The organism is Mycobacterium sp., from assembly GCF_046330795.1.
In the GTDB taxonomy this organism is placed as follows: Bacteria; Actinomycetota; Actinomycetes; order Mycobacteriales; family Mycobacteriaceae; genus Mycobacterium.
Genome location: NZ_JAXLSA010000004.1, coordinates 130164 through 147387, shown reverse-complemented (window position 1 = coordinate 147387; position 17224 = coordinate 130164). Strand labels below are relative to the sequence as shown.

The 17224-nt window shown below is 67.2% G+C and carries 14 protein-coding genes; 5 read left to right on the top strand and 9 right to left on the bottom strand.

What is annotated here, in order from left to right; translation table 11 throughout:
* Window positions 1–87: 87 nt before the first annotated feature.
* Window positions 88–1410 (bottom strand): acyltransferase, encoded by a 1323-nt coding sequence (locus tag U0R18_RS15250; protein ID WP_526369825.1) that lies wholly within the window; start codon window positions 1408–1410, stop codon window positions 88–90.
* Window positions 1395–2774: a cytochrome P450 gene (locus U0R18_RS15245; RefSeq protein ID WP_526369823.1), complete on the bottom strand. Its 1380-nt coding sequence runs from the start codon at window positions 2772–2774 to the stop codon at window positions 1395–1397. The genes U0R18_RS15250 and U0R18_RS15245 overlap by 16 nt, the downstream gene beginning before the upstream one ends.
* A gap of 236 nt (window positions 2775–3010) precedes the next feature.
* On the opposite strand from U0R18_RS15245, the gene U0R18_RS15240 reads away from it, so the two are divergent.
* Both U0R18_RS15240 and U0R18_RS15235 read left to right on the top strand, forming a co-directional pair.
* Complete coding sequence (locus U0R18_RS15240; RefSeq protein WP_526369821.1) at window positions 3011–3742, top strand: ABC transporter ATP-binding protein; 732 nt, start codon at window positions 3011–3013, stop codon at window positions 3740–3742.
* On the top strand, window positions 3700–6297 hold the full coding sequence (locus U0R18_RS15235; protein WP_526369819.1) for an FtsX-like permease family protein: 2598 nt from the start codon (window positions 3700–3702) through the stop codon (window positions 6295–6297). The genes U0R18_RS15240 and U0R18_RS15235 overlap by 43 nt, the downstream gene beginning before the upstream one ends.
* Window positions 6298–6375: 78 nt before the next feature.
* Here the strand turns inward: U0R18_RS15235 and U0R18_RS15230 are convergent, their stop codons facing one another.
* The 3 genes from U0R18_RS15230 to U0R18_RS15220 are packed head-to-tail and all read right to left on the bottom strand — an operon-like array spanning window position 6376 to window position 10502.
* Window positions 6376–6948: a hypothetical protein gene (locus U0R18_RS15230; protein ID WP_526369817.1), complete on the bottom strand. Its 573-nt coding sequence runs from the start codon at window positions 6946–6948 to the stop codon at window positions 6376–6378.
* Entirely contained in the window at window positions 6923–9547 is a 2625-nt protein-coding gene (locus U0R18_RS15225; RefSeq protein WP_526369815.1) for an ATP-binding protein, read from the bottom strand. The genes U0R18_RS15230 and U0R18_RS15225 overlap by 26 nt, the downstream gene beginning before the upstream one ends.
* A gap of 52 nt (window positions 9548–9599) precedes the next feature.
* Window positions 9600–10502, bottom strand: a complete 903-nt coding sequence (locus U0R18_RS15220; RefSeq protein WP_526369813.1) for an IclR family transcriptional regulator — start codon at window positions 10500–10502, stop codon at window positions 9600–9602.
* Between the two features lie 120 nt (window positions 10503–10622).
* On the opposite strand from U0R18_RS15220, the gene U0R18_RS15215 reads away from it, so the two are divergent.
* The 3 genes from U0R18_RS15215 (at window position 10623) to U0R18_RS15205 (ending at window position 13779) form a co-directional block, all read left to right on the top strand.
* Entirely contained in the window at window positions 10623–11750 is a 1128-nt protein-coding gene (locus U0R18_RS15215) for a hypothetical protein (RefSeq protein ID WP_526369811.1), read from the top strand.
* A gap of 1 nt (window position 11751) precedes the next feature.
* The gene (locus tag U0R18_RS15210; protein ID WP_526369809.1) at window positions 11752–12534 is read left to right on the top strand and encodes an SDR family NAD(P)-dependent oxidoreductase; all 783 of its coding nucleotides are present in this window, start codon (window positions 11752–11754) and stop codon (window positions 12532–12534) included.
* Between the two features lie 105 nt (window positions 12535–12639).
* The gene (locus U0R18_RS15205) at window positions 12640–13779 is read left to right on the top strand and encodes a sulfotransferase (protein ID WP_526369807.1); all 1140 of its coding nucleotides are present in this window, start codon (window positions 12640–12642) and stop codon (window positions 13777–13779) included.
* 77 nt (window positions 13780–13856) lie between these two features.
* On the opposite strand, the gene U0R18_RS15200 is transcribed toward U0R18_RS15205, so the two are convergent.
* The 4 genes from U0R18_RS15200 to U0R18_RS15185 form a co-directional block, all read right to left on the bottom strand.
* On the bottom strand, window positions 13857–14339 hold the full coding sequence (locus tag U0R18_RS15200; protein ID WP_526369805.1) for a hypothetical protein: 483 nt from the start codon (window positions 14337–14339) through the stop codon (window positions 13857–13859).
* Window positions 14336–15502, bottom strand: a complete 1167-nt coding sequence (locus U0R18_RS15195; protein ID WP_526369803.1) for a 3-ketosteroid-9-alpha-hydroxylase subunit A — start codon at window positions 15500–15502, stop codon at window positions 14336–14338. The genes U0R18_RS15200 and U0R18_RS15195 overlap by 4 nt, the downstream gene beginning before the upstream one ends.
* A gap of 117 nt (window positions 15503–15619) precedes the next feature.
* Window positions 15620–16276, bottom strand: coding sequence for a hypothetical protein (locus U0R18_RS15190; RefSeq protein ID WP_526369801.1), 657 nt, complete (start codon window positions 16274–16276; stop codon window positions 15620–15622).
* 69 nt (window positions 16277–16345) lie between these two features.
* Complete coding sequence (locus U0R18_RS15185; RefSeq protein ID WP_526370403.1) at window positions 16346–17224, bottom strand: TIGR03619 family F420-dependent LLM class oxidoreductase; 879 nt, start codon at window positions 17222–17224, stop codon at window positions 16346–16348.

The window sequence follows — 17224 nt, the reverse complement described above, 5'->3', positions numbered from 1 at the left end:
TGTAGGTGACCTGCAGTGATCGTCACGCGCGCTTCCGGTTCGGGATGCAGTGTTCCCGTACTGCAAGTTCTGCCGTCCGGTACTGAGCTACGTAACGTTGATCTCCCGGTGCGGACCGGGGATCGGGTGGGCGCCGCTGCGGAATCGGTGCAGGAGCCGGTGAACGCCGGGCTCTGACATGGCGTGGAATTCCTTTGGTGGCAACGACATCTGGAACACAAGGCCCCGGCCACCCGGTCCGTCCATCAGCGCCCCGAGTCCCGCAACGGGTAGTTTCATCAACGGCGTGTAGTAGGAGGTGAAGGTGTCTTCGAATTGGATGCGATAGACCCCGAAGCCGCTCCAGTTGGAGACGAGCGGGTTCCACCGGGCCGCATCGAAGGCAGTCGATACACAGCGTGCGGCCCGCCATGCACCGGCGTCGTCCAGGAACCGTTGGTTGATACGCATGTCACAGTGTTCGTCGGCGAAGTGGTCCACCTTGTGACGGATGCGTTCGGCAATGGCACTGGCCGCCTCTCCACGTCGCAGGTCGACGTTCAGCGTTGTGATGATGTTGCCGACGAGCATCGGATCGAGCCCACAACGATTCCGCGCATTCACGGCGATCGCGAGGGTACGACGATCCACCGTGGGATCCGTCTTCATGAGGGCTTCCGAAACATGCGCGCACACAGCGTCGTTCGCGGACACGGGGATCCGACTTCCGTAGGCGTCGCGCATACTGGCGACTTCGTCTTCGCCGAAGCTGATGCTCAGCGTCCGCTGCTTTCGCGCGTCCTTTGCCAGGTAGAGCAGGCCACGAGCAGTCTCGCCGAGTCCGAGACAGCGCACTCCGGGCGTCCGAGCTCCGTCGGCGGGGAGATGGCTGTCGAGGTAGCCGGCGCGGTCCTCGACGAGCACGGGCTCAGCGAGTGGCTTGCCGGCAGCGGCGGCGGCCCACGCGTTCATGAAGTGCATCCCGGTCTGCATGTCGCCGATCGAGTGGTGCCATGAGAGACCGATCGCGGTCGCGTCGTCCGCGAGATGAGTGACACGTACCTTGCACAACGGCCCCAGACCCCATCGAGCCGTGGCACCGTTCACCGGGTCGATGAGCCATAGTCCCTGGTCCTCCGACGCCGAGCGGATCGCCTGACGGAGTGTGCGGTCGGACGACGCCGATGTGAAGGGCACGCCCTGCCCCTCACATCGGATTCGCATGCTGCCGTGGTGCACGGTCATTCGGCCCGCGAAGATGGGGAGATTCGTGAGCGCGTGCGCAAACGCGCGGGTGAGCGCCCCGGTGTCGAGATGCCGCTCGAAGAAGAGGACGATGTGCACCGCCAGGTTCGCGACCATGACATCGCCGACATTGCAGCGGATTTCGAGCCGCTCCGGCTCTGATGGCCTGATCAGCTGGGTCGACACAATGGCCTCTTTTCTGCGGGCTGCCTTCGGCGGTTCACCACGATGCGCCCGCCACGTTTCGGGATGTGGGCGACTCCCCGGAAGTACGACTTCTCGTCGGCGGCGCCATCGGTCCGGATCACGAAGTTGCGCAGCACCGTTCGCAGCACGATGTCGATTTCGGCGATCGTGAAGTCAGCGCCGATGCATCGCCGTGTTCCGCCGCTGAACGCCAGCCATGCTGGTGCCGCCGGCTTGGTTGCGCGGAAGCGAGATGGATCGAATCGTTCGGGATGAGGGAAGGCTTCCGGATTCTCGTGAAGGTCGGCAATGCGCACGAACACCGTGCGGTCCTGCGGAATCCGCCACGCGCCGAGGTCGAAACCGGGCGCTGTGACCCGGCGGCCGATCACATCGACGACGCTGCACACTCGCAGCACCTCGAAGATCGTGGCGCGGCGGAAGTCGCTTCCCCCTTCGTCGAGTTCTCCGACCAGTTCGGCCAGCACGTCCGGGTTGCGCCGCAGCCGCTCGAACGTCCAGGCCAGAACTGCGGCGGTGGTTTCGTGGCCCGCGCACACGAGGGTCAACAGTTCGTCAGACAGGTCTCGCCGTGGAATCGTCGTTCCGTCGTCGTACCCGCTGCGCAGCAGGGATGCCAGGACGTCCGACCTCTCGCCGAGATCTGGATCGGCGCTGGCCCTGTCGATCAGCGTGGAGACGATCCGGTCGAAGGCGTTGCGGAACTCGTCCAGCTTGCGCCACGGGCGGTAGCGCCTGGCCCAGAATGGCGGCGCCGGTACGAACGCCATGACCTGTGCGAGCTTCATGAAGGGCGGGATGATCTCCCTGAGCTCTTCGAGTTCGTTGCATTCCGCACCCGCGGAGCCGAACACGGTCCGCAGGATCACGTTCAGTGTGATCCTGTTCATCGGTTCGAGGGTCCGGAACTCGTTGTCCTCGGGCCAGTTCGCGCTCTCACGCAGGGTTTCGTCCTCGATGATCTTCTCGTAGTTCTCGAGGCGCTGCCCGTGGAACGCCGGTGCGAGCAGCCGGCGCCGATCGCGATGCCGAGGGCCGTCGAACCCGAATACCGACCCGGGCCCGAACAGATTGTTGAGATTCGGCTGGATGTTGATGAGCTGTTCGGTGCTCGTCGTGCACACCGACTTCACCAGAGTCGGGTCGGAAACGACGACGGATCGACCGAAGATGGGCACGTTGATCTCGAAGATGCGGCCGTGGCGCTCGATCCACGTGTGCATCGCCCGGCGACGGAAGATCGCGAACTGAACGCCCTGCACGAGCCGCGGTGTGCGGACCACTGGGGGGTTGCACCGCGGGGTGGATGTCGCGCGGGGAGTGGCCGGGCCGGATGCGGTCACTGCGCCCTCCAATCTGGGGTGTTCCTCGGCGCCATCGCCTGGGCAATCGTGATCCGAGCACCGCGGGGTGGTTGCAGTGTTGTGGCACTGCAATTTCGATCGCGTCGACGCAAGTACTACTGCGTCCGAGCGGCACCGGACCGGGCCAGATCGCAGTAGTGCCCTACTGCAGTACTGCGGCCGCGGCCGGGCGACGATCATGCGGTCGCAACACTCCGTGGACGTGGAGGCGTGAGGTGTCCGAATTGGATGTGCCGGCCGTTACGACCGAGCCGGTAGTGCAACTCCACGGCGTGGGCAAGACGTACCGCCGGGGCGGGGAGGACGTTCGGGTGCTCGTCGACTTCGATTTCACCGCGTACGCAGGCGAATTCGTGGTGGTTACCGGTCCGTCGGGGGCCGGCAAATCGACCTTGCTGCATGTCGCCGGGGGACTGGACGCCCCGGACCGCGGCAGCGTGATCGTCGGCGGCCGGGACCTGTGGACGATGAAGAGTGGCGCGCGGGCCGCATTCCGGCGCCGGCACCTCGGGTTCGTCTTCCAGTTCTTCAACCTGGTGCCCATGCTGAGCGCCGTCGAGAACGTATCCCTTCCGCTGGTGGTCGACGGGGTGCCGGCCCGTGCCGCGGACGCCCGGGCCGCCGAGTTGCTGGAGCGGGTCGGGCTCGGCGACCGGGCCGGGCATCGGCCGGCGGAGCTGTCGGGCGGGCAGATGCAGCGGGTGGCGGTCGCGCGGGCGCTGGTGGCCCGGCCGGCCGTCGTGCTGGCCGACGAGCCGACGGGAAATCTCGACAGCCACTCGTCGGCCGAGGTCCTCGAACTGCTCAGGTCCCTGGCCGACGAGGACGGGACCGCGGTGGTGATGGTGACCCACGATCCGGCCGCGGTGCGGTACGGGACCCGGGAACTGCATCTGGTCGACGGATGCGCCCGGTCCCCCGAAGCCACGCCGAACCGGACACGCTGATGCGTCGGCCGGGTGCCGGGTGGTCGACCTTCCGGCGAATCCACCTCTCGGCATTGATCGGCGATCGGCGCCGGACACTCCTGAGCATCATCGGCGTGGCCGTCGGGGTGAGCGTGGTTCTCGGCACCCTGGTCCTGAAGGCCGAACTCACCCGGCCGTTCGACGCCTTCGGGCCGGCGCTGACCCACGCCGCCGGCAGCGGCGTCCTGGAGGTCACGCCGAATGTCAACGGCCGGTTGCCGATCGATATCGTCGAGCGGCTACGCGACGAGGTGCCGGGTGCCGAGGCGGTCATCCCGGTCGTTGCGGGACTGACGCCCGTCGACAGCGGATCCGGGAGTCACGGCTTCTTCCTGCTCGGTGGCACCTGCCAGATCGAACTGCTCGTCGGCACCTTCGGCTGCGACGACCGGGCTGCCGCGAATCCCGCTGCCGGACCGGGTATTCCGCTGCAGATGCCCGCCGTCATCGCCGCCCGCCACGGCCTGGCGCTCGGTGACGAACTGCGGATCCCGGGCCTGCCCCGCGGCTCGGCGCACCTGGGCTGGACATTCCCGGAGTTCGACCGCGTCGAGGGCATCAACGACGGATACGTCCTGCTGGCCCCGTCGCCGGAGGTCGCGGCCACGATGCTCGCCACCCCGGGGTTCGTCACGTCCGCGTTCGTCGTGCCGCGACCCGGCGCCGAGGTGAGCGCCGACGTCGATCGTGCGGTCCAGGGCGTCGCCACCGCCGGCCCACCACACCCGCATCGGCCCGCGATATTCGAAGGGGCAACGCAGGCACTGAATCTGACCGTCCTGGCGGGCATCCTGATCGGGTTCCTGGTGGCGGTGAACACCATCCTGCTGGCGGTCGAGGATCGGCGTTCGGTGATGGGAACCATCGGTGCGATCGGGGCGAACCCGGTCCGGCTGTTTTCCGGGATGTTGGCCGAAGGCGCCGTGGTCGGCGTGCTCGGTGGTGTGTTGGCGGTGCCCAGTGGGTTCCTGCTCGGGGCGTTCCTCGTGGATCGGTTCGGCAGGTCGATGTTGGCCGGGTCGGGCGGCAGCGTCATCACGCATTTTTCGCCGAACCTGTTCGGCATTGGAGCGGCGGCGGGACTGGTGTCCGGGGTGCTCGCGATGCTGGGCCCGGCGCTGAGACTGGTCCGGGAAGGACCGTTGGCATCGATGGCCACGGCCGGCGGCGTGCAGCGCGCCAGACGAATCCCGTTGTGGCCGATCGCCGTCGGACTGGCGATCCTCTCGGCGTCGATCTATGTGCTGAAGATCTTCGAACGGGGTCCACTCCCGCTGAACGTGGGCATCAACACGATGACCGCGGGGCTGTTCGGGGTCGATCTGGTGACGATGTTCGCCGCACCGCTCCTTGCGCTGTGGTTGATCCCTCTGCTCACCGTCGCGCGCCCCGCCGTAGGCCGGTTGCTGCGCGCCGATGTCCAGCGGTATGCGCTACTCTTCGGCATCTCGGCGGCGGTGTTGGTCAACGGAACCAGTTTGGCGATCGGCTCACAGAGCATGCAGTTCCTCGGCACCGACCAGGTGGCCGCCGAGAAGAGCGACCGACTGCCGGCCTCGGTGTTGATTGCCGCGCAGTCGGTGCTCGATCAGCGTGACGGCAGCATCGCCGATCCGACCTTCGCGCAGATCACGGCCGCCGCCGGTGGTCGCAAGGTGTCATCCCGGTGGCGTTCGATGATCTCGTCGGGCATGTTGTCCCGCGTCGTGATCGGGGTTTCCCCGGGTGACGAGTTCGGGCGGGCGCTCTACGCGCCGACCGCCGACGACGACCGATTCTGGCAGGGGCTGCGCGACGGGGACATCGCCCTGAGTCAGATCGCCGCGAGCCGACTGGGCGCCCGGACAGGTGATTCCGTCCAACTGCCCACCGTCACCGGGCTCGAGAACTTCCGGGTGGCCGGCGTCTTCCGGCCGACGATGATCGACGACGCCGCGGTGGGGGACATCGTCCTGGCGTCCGACGCGCTGGCGCGCACCGACTGGGCGGCCGTCCGGGATCAGGTCTCGGTCGCCTATTCCTCCGCTGCCGAAGCCGCCTCCCACCGTGACGATTTCGTTGCCCTGGGGGCGGGCCTGACCGTGTACGACGATGCGCAGTGGCGCACGGTCGCCACCACCGGCATCACCCGATTCCTGTCACCGTTCACACTCTCGGGGTACGTCGTGATGATCTCGGCGGGCCTGAGCGTCCTGAACGTCTTCATCCTCGGATTGGTGCAGCGTCGGCGGGAACGCGCCGCGTTGCGGGCGATCGGTGTCACCCCGCGGCTCGAACAGGCGGTCGTCATCGCGCACGCGGGGTTGTTGACCGCGACGGTCGCGGCCTTCGGCGTCGCCGGGGGCATCCTGATGACCTATCTGTGGTCACTGGGTTCGCCTGTTTACTACGGCATCTCGATCGAGTGGGGTGTGCTCGCGGCACCGTTGCGGACGGGTGTGGCCGTGGCGCTCGTACTGGTGTCGGTGGCGGCGCTGTATCCGGTGATCCACGCCCGCCGGCTGGAAACCGCCGAGATACTGCGGAGCGCGTGAGCGGACCGGGCCGAATCGCGGTGGTGCGCTGGCCTTCTCTTTCCCGGCCACGAACACGGCTACCGGGCACGGCGGTCGTCAGTACTCCACCAGCTTTTCGGCCCAGGCGATATGCCCTTCGAGGGCAAGTGATGTCGCCATATCGCGATACCTGTCCAGCAGTGCGGGGTAGGCGTCATCACCACGGGCGCGGGCCAGCAGTGTGCGCAGCCGCAGCACGGTGATGTCGAGAATGGCCCCGGCGGCGGCGGGCAGACCGGCCAGCAGCCGGATCCACTGCTCCGCCTCGGCGAGTTCATCGCCGGTTGCCCGGTGCAACAGCGCCTCGACGAAAAATGCCGTCCCGCAGACGCACCACCCGAAGCGGCCTTCCTCGAATAGATGATCCGCGGCAGCGCGCATCACCGGCAGGGCTGCCTCGCGATCGCCGCTGCGCGCCCGCTCGCGGCCGACGAACAACTCGACAACCGGAACCAGTGACGGCATGCGCTCCGGCAACCACGTGTCGTGGATCTGCGTGAGGATCTCCGCACCCCGCAGTCGGTCGGCCTCGGCGTCCCGACACAGGAGTGCGCCGCCGAGCGCGAACTGGGCGCCGCTGAGCGCGAGATCGTTGCCGTCCCGTTCAGCGGTCTGCGCCGTCTCGTCCATCGTGTGGAGCATGGCGTCGTCGACGCGAAACACCCCGAAGGCCGCCCCCATTCCGTACGTCCATGAGATCACCAGTGAGCGGCTGGTTCGATCGCCGTTGCTGGACATCGCCAGTGCGTCGTCGACATCGGTCCGCCACCCGGGGAGTCCCAGCCACCAACGGGCCAGGCTGCGAAACGCGGTCGCCACGGCCAAGGGCGTTCCGAGCCCGAAGCCGGCACCCGCGGTGGAGTCGCTCCCGGCCAGGTCGATGACGTTCTGCGACCACCGCCGAATTTCGCCGATGTCGCCACTGTTGAACCCAGTTCACGAAGGCCACGAACGACAATCCGATGGTGAGATTGGGGTCACCGATCGACTCCAGCAGCGTCATCTGTTCGGATGCGAGCCTCGAGCCGGCACGGGATTTGCTGCTGTAGATGAGCTCGGTGGCCAGCCCCGTCATGCCGATTGCCAACGAAACCTTGTCTCCGGCCGCGTCGCACAGGTCCCGCAATTCGTCGAAGTGGCCCCGGCGTTCGGCGACGGCGGGCGCCTGCCAGTCGGTGGTGCACAGCATGGTGAGCGGCGCGATGAGCATCGACAGGCGCCGGGGCTCGTCGGCGGGCAATGCGTCGGCAATCTGCTTGGCACGTTGCCAACCGAGCCGAGCGGCGTCGACGTCGCGACCGGCGGACCAGCCCGCGGCGCGCAGGTGCCAGTTGTAGGCCGCCTGCAGATCGCCGGCGGCGCGCAGGTGCTCGGCGATCAGAGCGGCGTTCTCGTCCACCTGGTCGGGCGCCCGTTCCTCGATGGCGGCGGCGAGGCGCCGATGCCACTGCGCGCGATCGGATCTCAGCTGCGACTCGTAGGCCACCGCGTGGATCAGTGGGTGATGAAAGGCGTACTTCGGGCGCGGCGCGAACCGGACCTGGTCGATCAGCTCGACTGCGAGCAATTCGTCGAGCACCGCGGTGATCCCGAGGGCCGCCAGTAGTTCCGCCTCGAAATGCGCACCGATCACAGATGCGGCGGTCAGGGTCCGCTTGGCCGGGGCGCTGAGCCGGTCGATGCGGGCCTCGATGGTCGCCTGCACCGTCGCCGGGACCCGCAATTCGTCCACCTCGGCGCGGCACACATAGTTCCCGCGCTGACCGGTGAGGACTCCTCGCTGGGCGAGTTCGCGAACGATCTCCTCGGCGAAGAACGGATTGCCGACGGTTCGCTCGGCGATGACGGCCGCGAGGTCGGCCACCGACGGATCCGTGCCCAGCAACTCCGCCAGTAGCGCAGCGACATCCGAATCGACCAGCGGTGCAAGGACTATCGCCTGAGCTGCCGGGGCATGGCGTAGTGCGCCGTCGTACTCCGGTCGCGCGGTGATCAGCACTATCGCCCTGGTCCGGTGGATGGCCGCGAGGAGCTCGGCGAGCAGCGACTCGCTGCCCACGTCGATCCAGTGGGCGTCCTCGACCACCAAGAGTGCAGGTTCGTCCTCGGCGAGCAGCAGGGCGGTGATCAGCGCCACGACCCGCCGCCGCCAGGCGTCGGGATCGATCTGGGGCGCCGGCGTATCCGGATCGGTGACGCCGAGCAGGCCGTCCAGCAGCAGGAGATCCTCCAGGTCGGCGACCGGGAGGCGTTCGCGGATACGCTCGCGGGCCGTGACGTCGTCCAGGCCATCCACACCGGTGACCGAGCGCAGCAGTTGGGCGATGACGCCGAAGAGAACGTCGCGAGAATGTGCCTCACAGAAGGCCCAGTACACGTTCGTGTGGCGCTCCGCCGCGCGCGCAGCAGCCTCCCGGGCCACCCGGCTCTTCCCGATGCCAGGCGGCCCGATCACCCGTACGACACCGCCGCGGCCATTGCCGGCCCGGTCGAGAAGAGCTCTCAGGGTCGCCATCTCCAGGCGCCGGCCGACCAGCCTGATCTCCGTCCGCCCGCGCAGGGCATTCCGCGGGCTGATCGCCACGAGTCGACGGGCACACACGGGATCGTCGAACCCCTTGATACGCACCTGCTCCGGATCGCCGAGTGCGGTGAGATGCTCGACCAGGCGGGCGGTGGACTCCGACAGCATCACCCCACCTGGCGGGGCGACGGATTCCATCCGCTGGGCCATCCCGACGTCCTCACCGGTGGCGGCGTACCCCAGCGAGCCCGAGCCGATGTCGCCGGCGATCACCTGACCGGAGTTCAGCCCGACGCGCAGCTGCACTGCCGTGCCCTGGCGCGCCACGGTACCGGCCATCAGGCCGGCCTCACGCTGGATGTCCAGTGCGGCCAGGCAGGCGCGAAACGCGTGGTCCTCCAGAGCGATCGGCGCACCGAACAGCGCCATCACGCCGTCGCCGTTGTATTCGGCGGTGCCGCCGTAGCGGCGGACCACGGCCGCCATTCGTTCCACCACATCGGTCATGAGGGTGCGCAGCTGTTCTGGATCCAGTGCCGCCGCGATGTCCATCGACCGGACGACGTCGGCGAACAGAACCGTCACCTGTTTGTACTCGGCGCGACGGGCGGACGGGACCACCCGCGAACCACACGAATCGCAGAACTTCGCACCGTCGCGCAGCGTCGTGCCGCACGCGGAACACGTCACCCCCGCTGACGTCATACGCTGAAGAATAGGTCCCGGGCGCGCGCGGCGGAACGATAATCGGCGGCGATCAGGGTCGCCGCCCGCCCAGCTGTTCGGTCAGTGCATCCGCTGCGGCCACCAAAGATGTTGCTCGCGTGTCGATCTCATCGTCGGTGAGTGCCCGGCCGACGTGCAGCGAGACCACCATCGCCTGGCGGCCGTGGTGGTCGTACACCGGCGCGGAGATCACGCTGATGTCATGGCGCCGGCGGTCCCCGTCGGGACTCTCCCCCGGCAGCAGCACCCGCTCGCCGACGTCCGACACGAGCTCGCCGAGCAGGGCCCGTAACTCCTGGGGCAGGGTGCTCGACATGCCGGCCATCAATGCGTACAGCCGACGGCCGGCGGCGGTCTGCCGTTCGGCGAGATACCCGGCGGCGCGGCACTCGGTGATCACCTGATCGAGCCGGGCGCTGTCGGTCCGCGACGGGATCGTGGGTTCTTTGGCCAGCCAGGCCCGCAGCGCGTCGTCGTCCCACAGCACGAACATCAGGCCGACCGGCGGCGCGAACGGGTAGCTCTGGCCGGCGCCGACACCCGCGTCGTTCCCGGTGGGCGACACGACGTCCAGCACGGTGATGCGGTCGTCCACCACGGCCGAAAGTGCCGCGGTGGTGTCGAAGGTGGCCGACAGCCGCCGTAGCTCCTCGCGCGCGGCGGGACTGACACGCAGCGACTCCTGGGCGGTGTGACCCAGGGCGATCAGTGCGGGCCCGAGCCGATAGGTCCGGTCGACGGAATCCCGGATCAGGTAGCCCGCGTCGGTCAGGGTGGTCAGGATTCCCAGACACGTCGGCTTGCTCAGAGTCAGCCGGCGGGCCAGCTCGGAGAGCCCGAAGGTGTCGTGCGGATGGCGAGCCAGGAAGTCGAGCACGGCGACGACGCGTGCGGTGGGTGGTGACGATCGGCCGGGAGGTTCCGGGGTGGGCATGGTCGGGATCCCTCCTTGAACCAGTCGACCGGCATTGACTCGAATTGGAACGCGTTCTACTGTCGACGGTAGCAATCTACCACTACGGTCCAATATTGGACCGAGGAGGCCTGTCCCGCGATGTACTCCCAGCCACTGGCCGACGCGATCGCCGAGGCCGAGGCCCTCGTCGCTGCCGCGCCGTTCATCGAGTCCGATGCCGATCTCTTCGAGGGCCTGCAGTACCTGGCCGGCTGCATCTCCGCCTGCACGCACCTGGCCTTCGACTACGACCGCGATCACCCGTTCCTGCAGTCGGGCACGGGCCCCTTCACCAAGATGGGCCTCGACAATCCCGACACGCTCTACTTCGGCACCCGCGTCCAGCCCGGCCATGAATACGTCGTCACCGGAACGCGCGGAACCACCACCGACCTGAGTTTCCAGATGCTCGGCGGCGAGTACACCGACGACAACGTCCCGGCCAGCCAGGCGGCGTTCGACGACCGTGAGCTGGACATCGCCGCCGACGGAACCTTCGAGTGGCGCGTCACCCCGAACACCCCGTCGCAGTTGCTGGTCCGTGAGGTCTACAACGACTGGTCGGCGCGGCGTGGATTCATCAGTGTGGCCCGCACCGACACCGCCGGCACCGCCCCACCGCCGTTGACGCGCGAGCTGGTCGAGAAGCGCTACGCGGTGGCGGGAAAGCAACTGGTGCAACGGGTCAAGACGTGGCTGCAGTTCCCGCAGTGGTTCTACAACACCCTGCCCGTCAACACGATGATCGCCCCGCGCCTCACGCCGGGCGGCCTGGCCACCCAGTACTCGTCCGTTGGCCACTTCGACCTGAATCCCGATCAGGCGATCGTCATCACCCTGCCGGTGAGCGACGCGCCCTACGTCGGGTTCCAGCTCGGCAGCCTGTGGTACATCTCGCTCGACTACATCAACCATCAGACCTCGCTGAACGGCACACAGGCGCAAGCGGATCCGGACGGCAAGATCAGGATCGTGGTGTCCGACACCAACCCCGGTGTCACCAACTGGTGCGAGACACTGGGCCACCGCAAGGGTTACCTGCAGTTCCGCTGGCAACGGCTGTCGCGGGAGCTCACCGCGGCCGACGGCCCGACCGCCGAGGTCGTCGACGCCGGTGAAGTGCGCAAGGTGCTTCCGTATTACGAATCGAACAAGATCTCCGACGAGGACTGGCGCGCGCGGATCGCGTTGCGCCAGAAGCAGATCAGCGACAGGATGGTGGGTTGAGATGTCAGGTCTACTCGACGGCAAGGTGGTCGTCATCAGTGGTGTGGGACCCGCGCTGGGAACGACGCTGGCGCGTCGCTGCGCCGGCGCGGGCGCGGACCTGGTGCTGGCGGCGCGCACCGTGGACCGCCTCGACGACCTGGCCAAGGAGGTCGCCGGCATGGGCCGGCGCGCCGTGGCCGTCGGCACCGACATCACCGATCAGGACCAGGTGGACAACCTGGTCCGCGAGGCGCTCGCGGCCTACGGCAAGGTGGATGTGTTGATCAACAACGCCTTTCGGGTGCCGTCGATGAAGCCGTTCGCGCAGACCAGCATCGAGCACATGCGGGACGCCATCGAACTGACCGTGTTCGGGGCGCTGCGGCTGATCCAGGGTTTCACGCCGGCGTTGTCGGAGTCGAACGGATCGGTGGTCAACGTCAACTCGATGGTCGTGCGGCATTCGCAGGCCAAGTACGGCGCCTACAAGATGGCCAAGTCGGCGCTGCTGGCGATGTCGCAGACCCTGGCCACGGAGCTCGGCGAGCAGGGTATCCGGGTGAATTCGATTCTGCCCGGCTATATCTGGGGTGGCACGCTGCAGTCCTACTTCGAGCACCAGGCCGGCAAGTACGGCACCACCGTGGACGAGATCTACCAGGCGTCGGCCGCCGGCTCGGATCTGAAGCGCCTGCCCACCGAGGACGAGGTGGCCTCGGCCATCCTGTTCATGGCCAGCGATCTGTCCAGCGGTATCACCGGTCAGGCGCTGGATGTCAACTGCGGGGAGTACAAGGCGTGAGAACGAGGAGTTCTTTTCTTCGCGAGCGTGCATCCTTGTGCAGATCCCGCCAGACGGGATGCATAGGGCTGCACGTTCGTGCAGGGGGGACGGACGGAGCGATCGATGAGAACTGATGTCGGCACCGTCGAGGACCTGCACGCCTCGGCGGTAAAGGCTTGCGGGCTCGATGATTTCGGCGGTGATGACGACAACTACATCGAGGCCCTGACGGTCCTGCTCGACGCGTACCGGACCGAGGCCGATCTCACCGAGTTCGGCAGCAAGATGCAGCGATTCTTCGCCCGCAACGCGCTGGTGGCCCGCCTGGTGTCGGAAGCGGCCTTCACGCAGTACCCCCAGCATGTCGACGTCGCGATCGAGCGACCCATCTTCGTCACGGGTCTCCCGCGCACCGGCACCACCGCCGTCCATCGGCTGCTCGCGGCCGATCCGCGCCATCAGGGTCTGCAGCTCTGGCTCGCCGAGTTCCCGCAGCCCCGGCCGCCACGGGAAGCCTGGTCGCAGAACCCGGTCTTCCAACAGATGCAGGAGCAGTTCGCCAAGGCGCATGCCGCGGATCCGGAGTACACCGGCCTGCACTTCATGACGCCGGACGAGGTGGAGGAATGCTGGCAGCTGCTCCGGCAGTCACTGCACTCCGTCTCGTACGAAACGCTGGCGCACGTGCCCTCCTACGCGCAGTGGCTGGCCGGGCAGGACTGGACCAGGTCGTATCAGCGGCACCGCAAGAATCTGCAGTTGATCGGTCTCAACGACACCGAGAAGCGTTGGGTGCTCAAGAATCCCAGCCATCTGTTCGCGCTGGACGCGTTGATGGCCACCTATCCCGACGCGCTGGTGGTGCAATGTCACCGCCCGGCCGAGACCATCATGGCCTCGATGTGCTCGCTGGCGCAGCACACCACGGCGGGGTGGTCGAACACCTTCACCGGCGCGGTGATCGGTGCGGACTCACTCGAAACCTGGTCGCGTGGGCTGCGCCTGTTCAACACCGAACGGGCCAAGCATGATCCGGCGCAGTTCTACGATCTGGAGTATTCGGCCCTGGTGTCGGATCCGGTTGCCGCAGTGGCGGATATCTATCGGCACTTCGGTATCGAGCTCACCGACGAGGCCCGGGCGGCCATCGTCGACACCGACGAGCAGAGCAAGCAGGGACCACGCGCGCCCAAGCACACCTATTCGCTGGCCGACTACGGTCTGACCGCGGATCAGGTCAAGGACACCTTCGCCGGGCTGTGACATACGCCGAAACGTACCTACGGGCGGGAAAGTTCGAGAAGATCCCGCCCGTTCGTGCGTTTCGGCGTGGTTGGCCGTCAGCCGTCGCCGGGGGAGGGGGCTGACGACACGGCCTCGAGGCAACCCTCGGCGACTGCGTGCTTGATGCTGTCCCCCAGTCGCGGACAGGACCGGGCGCGACTGCTGTCGCCGCCGCCGGCCCGGATCTCGGCGAAGTAGGCACACCGCTGCGAGGCATCCGAATTCCACTGAACCGCAGTGTATTCCGGACCCAGTTTCTTGACGTTGACGGTGGCATGGCAGAACCGGCAGTCGACCGGTGTCAGGCCCGCGGTCAGGTATCGCTGCCGATCGGCCTCGGTGGCCGCGTGCACGGCGGCCGCCCGCTGCGGATCGGAGGCGAAATCCGGTGCCTTCGACCACGATCCACCAGCGTGCCCGTCCGTGCCGTGGTGGTGGTCGTCCTGGTCGTCGTGGCCGCCGTGCAGGAGCACCATCGACCGGGCGAGCCGGTCGACCAGAGGCGTGTCGCTGGGTGCCTGCTTCTTCGGCGGCGTCATGTCGCGGGCTGCTGTTCCTTCGGTTCAGCGGGCTTGGCCAGGTTCGCGAGATTCTCCTGAACCTCGACGTTCCACTTCTCGACGGCCGCGGTGGTGTCGACCTCGAGTTCGAAGCGGTCGGTCATCTCCGCGGTCACGTCGGCCACGTCGACATAGAACTGCTGGTACCAGCGGCGCATCTGGTAGACGGCGCCGTCCTCCTCCACCAGCAGCGGGTTGTCGATGCGGGTCTTGTGCTTCCAGATCTCCACGTCCTGCAGGAAGCCCTTGCTGACGCCCTCGGTGAAGGCGACGGCCAGCTTCTCGGTGGTGGCGTCGTCGAGCCCCTTGGGCTTCTCGACGATGACGCCCCACTGCAGCACGAAGCTGTTCTGGTTCACCGGGTAGTGGCAGTTGATCAGGATCGACTCGGCCTTGAAGTCGCCGTACTTGTTGTGCAGCCAGTTGATCATGAACGACGGCCCGAAGTACGACGCCTCGGAGTCCAGGCTGGCCTCGCCGTACGCGGTGCCCATGTCGTTGATGTCGGGCCGGCCGACGTTGTGCAGGTACTGCGACGCGATGTGGCCCTCGAAGACGTTCTTGAAGTACGTCGGCAGGCCGAAGTGGATGTAGAAGAAGTGCGCCATGTCGGTGACGTTGTCGATGATCTCGCGGCAGTTGCTGCCCTCGATGAGCATCGTGTTCCACTTCCAGTCGGTCCATTCGCCGCCGGCCCATTCGGGGATCTCGGGGATACGGACGTCCTCGGTGGGCGGGTTGCCCTCGTGGTCGTGCCAGACGAACAGCAGGCCACCGCGGACGTCGGTGTGCCAGGCACGGGTGCGGGCCAGCCGGGGGGTGCGTTTGGCGTAGGGCACCAGCTTGCACTTGCCGTCGCCGCCCCAGCGCCAGTCGTGGAACGGGCAGGCGATCTCGTCGCCCTTGATGGTGCCCTGGGACAGGTCGCCGCCCATGTGCCGGCAGTAGCCGTCGAGAACCTTGAGCTCGCCCTGGGAATCGGCGAAGACCACCAGCTTCGTGCCGAACGCCTCGATCGAGTGCGGTTTGCCGTCGCGGAAGTCCTTGACGGTTCCCAGGCAGTGCCATCCTCGCGCGTACCGATCCGGCAGTTCGCCGGTGTCGATCTCGCGAACGCCGCTGTGGGCTGTATCAGTCGTCACTTCGCGCCTCCATCAGTGCTCTCTAACTAGAACACGTTACAGTTTTGCTCGGCGGCGGCGCAATGTAATGGCGTCTACCTGCGATGAATTGTGACCAAGGTCCCTGACCGCCGGTGCTCAACTGCCCGAGTCCGGCATACCCACTCTGAGCGCGATCTGCTGCATCTTCGCGACGTCGGTGACGAACCGGTCGGTGGTGGGGTCGCCGGTCGCGCTGTCGAACTCGAGGCGGGCCAGCACCGGGCCATGGGTGAACAGCACCAGCGTGACGGCCTTGGAGCTGTCGGGCGCGTTGCCCCGGATGACGGTGCCATCGGTACCCACGCCCAGCGGCGCCGGAGCCCCGCCGGTGACCACGGTGTTCGCGGTGTCGAGCGTCTGCTGCCGGGCGGCGGAGGCCGCCGCCGCGTTCGGGAAGCCCGCCAGGGTCACCGAGATGGCGCGGGTCTCGTCGGCGTTGACGAACAGCGCGCTGGCACCCGGGTGCCCGTTGAGATCGGGCTTGGTGGAGGCCACCGTGAAGGTGTCCTGGTCGTCGCTGACATCGCCGGCCTGCAGGAGCAGCGGGCCGAAGTCGATGCTGGACGCCTCCGTGGTGGTGGTCGGCTGGAACGGGGACGCCGGTGACGTGGCGGCGCCGGTCGGTCCGGTGGTCCCGGCCCCGGTGGTGCCGGTGTGACGGGTGTCGTCGCCGGTGGCGGCGCACCCTGCCAGGGACAGCGTCAGGAGAACCGCGGTGGACAGTGTTGCCACCCGGGTACTGCGAGAAGACATGAAAGAACCTGTACGTGATCGGATACGTGCGCCATCCAACGTACCGACCGCCGCGCGGTGAGCCGCGTCTCAGTCCTGCCAGCCGGAGTGGATGTAGGTCTCGGCGAACCGCTTCATCGAGTCGATCTTCTTCTCCACCGGGGCGTCGAAGCCCAGACCCTCGAACACCCACGGGATGCCGATGTAGTCGGTGACGCCGGCCGCGGCGATGTCGCGATGGCCGTCGAGACCGAACTTGTCGATGCACACGGCCTGGTACTCGAACGGGTCGTCGGCGCGACCGGCGTCGGCCAGCAGCTTCTTCAGCTGGCCGATTGTCTCGGCCAGCTGTTCGCACGTCATCATCGCGCTGGTCCAGCCGTCGCCGATCCGGACGGCGCGCTCCAGCGCGACGTCGGTGTGTCCGCCGACGTAGAACGGAACGGGCTGTGACGGCGCCGGGCTCATCTGCAGCCGGTCGAAGTCGTAGAAGTGGCCGTGGTACTCGACCATGCCGCCGGCGAGCACCAGCTTGATGACGTCGATCATCTCATCAACGCGCTTGCCCCGCTTCGCGTAGGGCACCCCACACCACTCGAATTCCTCGGGAGCCCAGCCGATCCCGACGCCGAAGCCGAATCGGTTGTTCGTCAGATTCGCGACCGAGCCGACTTGGCGGGCCAGCAGCAGCGGGTTGCGCGAGCCGAGCTTCATCACGTTGGTGTAGAAGCGCAGCTTCGATGTCACCGCGCCCAGGGTGCCCGCGAGGATCAGCGGATCGACCCAGGGCGAGTTCTCGTCGAACATCCGCTTGCCGTCCGCGGTATAGGGATAGTCGACGGACTGCTTCTCGAAATAGAAGATCGAGTCGGGCAACGCGATGTTGTCGAAGCCGAGTTCCTCTGCCGCCCGGGCGATTTCGGTCAGTTGGTCGAGTGGGCTGAACGCGATGCTGATGGTGTATTGCAT

Bases quoted from the DNA above. Each gene is read 5' to 3' on its own strand.
- U0R18_RS15185 (WP_526370403.1), bottom strand. From the start codon at position 17,224: ATGCAATACACCATCAGCATCGCGTTCAGCCCACTCGACCAACTGACC.
- U0R18_RS15215 (WP_526369811.1), top strand. From the start codon at position 10,623: ATGTACTCCCAGCCACTGGCCGACGCGATCGCCGAGGCCGAGGCCCTC.
- U0R18_RS15190 (WP_526369801.1), bottom strand. From the start codon at position 16,276: ATGTCTTCTCGCAGTACCCGGGTGGCAACACTGTCCACCGCGGTTCTC.
- U0R18_RS15220 (WP_526369813.1), bottom strand. From the start codon at position 10,502: ATGCCCACCCCGGAACCTCCCGGCCGATCGTCACCACCCACCGCACGC.
- U0R18_RS15200 (WP_526369805.1), bottom strand. From the start codon at position 14,339: ATGACGCCGCCGAAGAAGCAGGCACCCAGCGACACGCCTCTGGTCGAC.
- U0R18_RS15235 (WP_526369819.1), top strand. From the start codon at position 3,700: ATGCGCCCGGTCCCCCGAAGCCACGCCGAACCGGACACGCTGATGCGT.
- U0R18_RS15230 (WP_526369817.1), bottom strand. From the start codon at position 6,948: ATGGACGAGACGGCGCAGACCGCTGAACGGGACGGCAACGATCTCGCG.
- U0R18_RS15225 (WP_526369815.1), bottom strand. From the start codon at position 9,547: ATGACGTCAGCGGGGGTGACGTGTTCCGCGTGCGGCACGACGCTGCGC.
- U0R18_RS15205 (WP_526369807.1), top strand. From the start codon at position 12,640: ATGAGAACTGATGTCGGCACCGTCGAGGACCTGCACGCCTCGGCGGTA.
- U0R18_RS15210 (WP_526369809.1), top strand. From the start codon at position 11,752: ATGTCAGGTCTACTCGACGGCAAGGTGGTCGTCATCAGTGGTGTGGGA.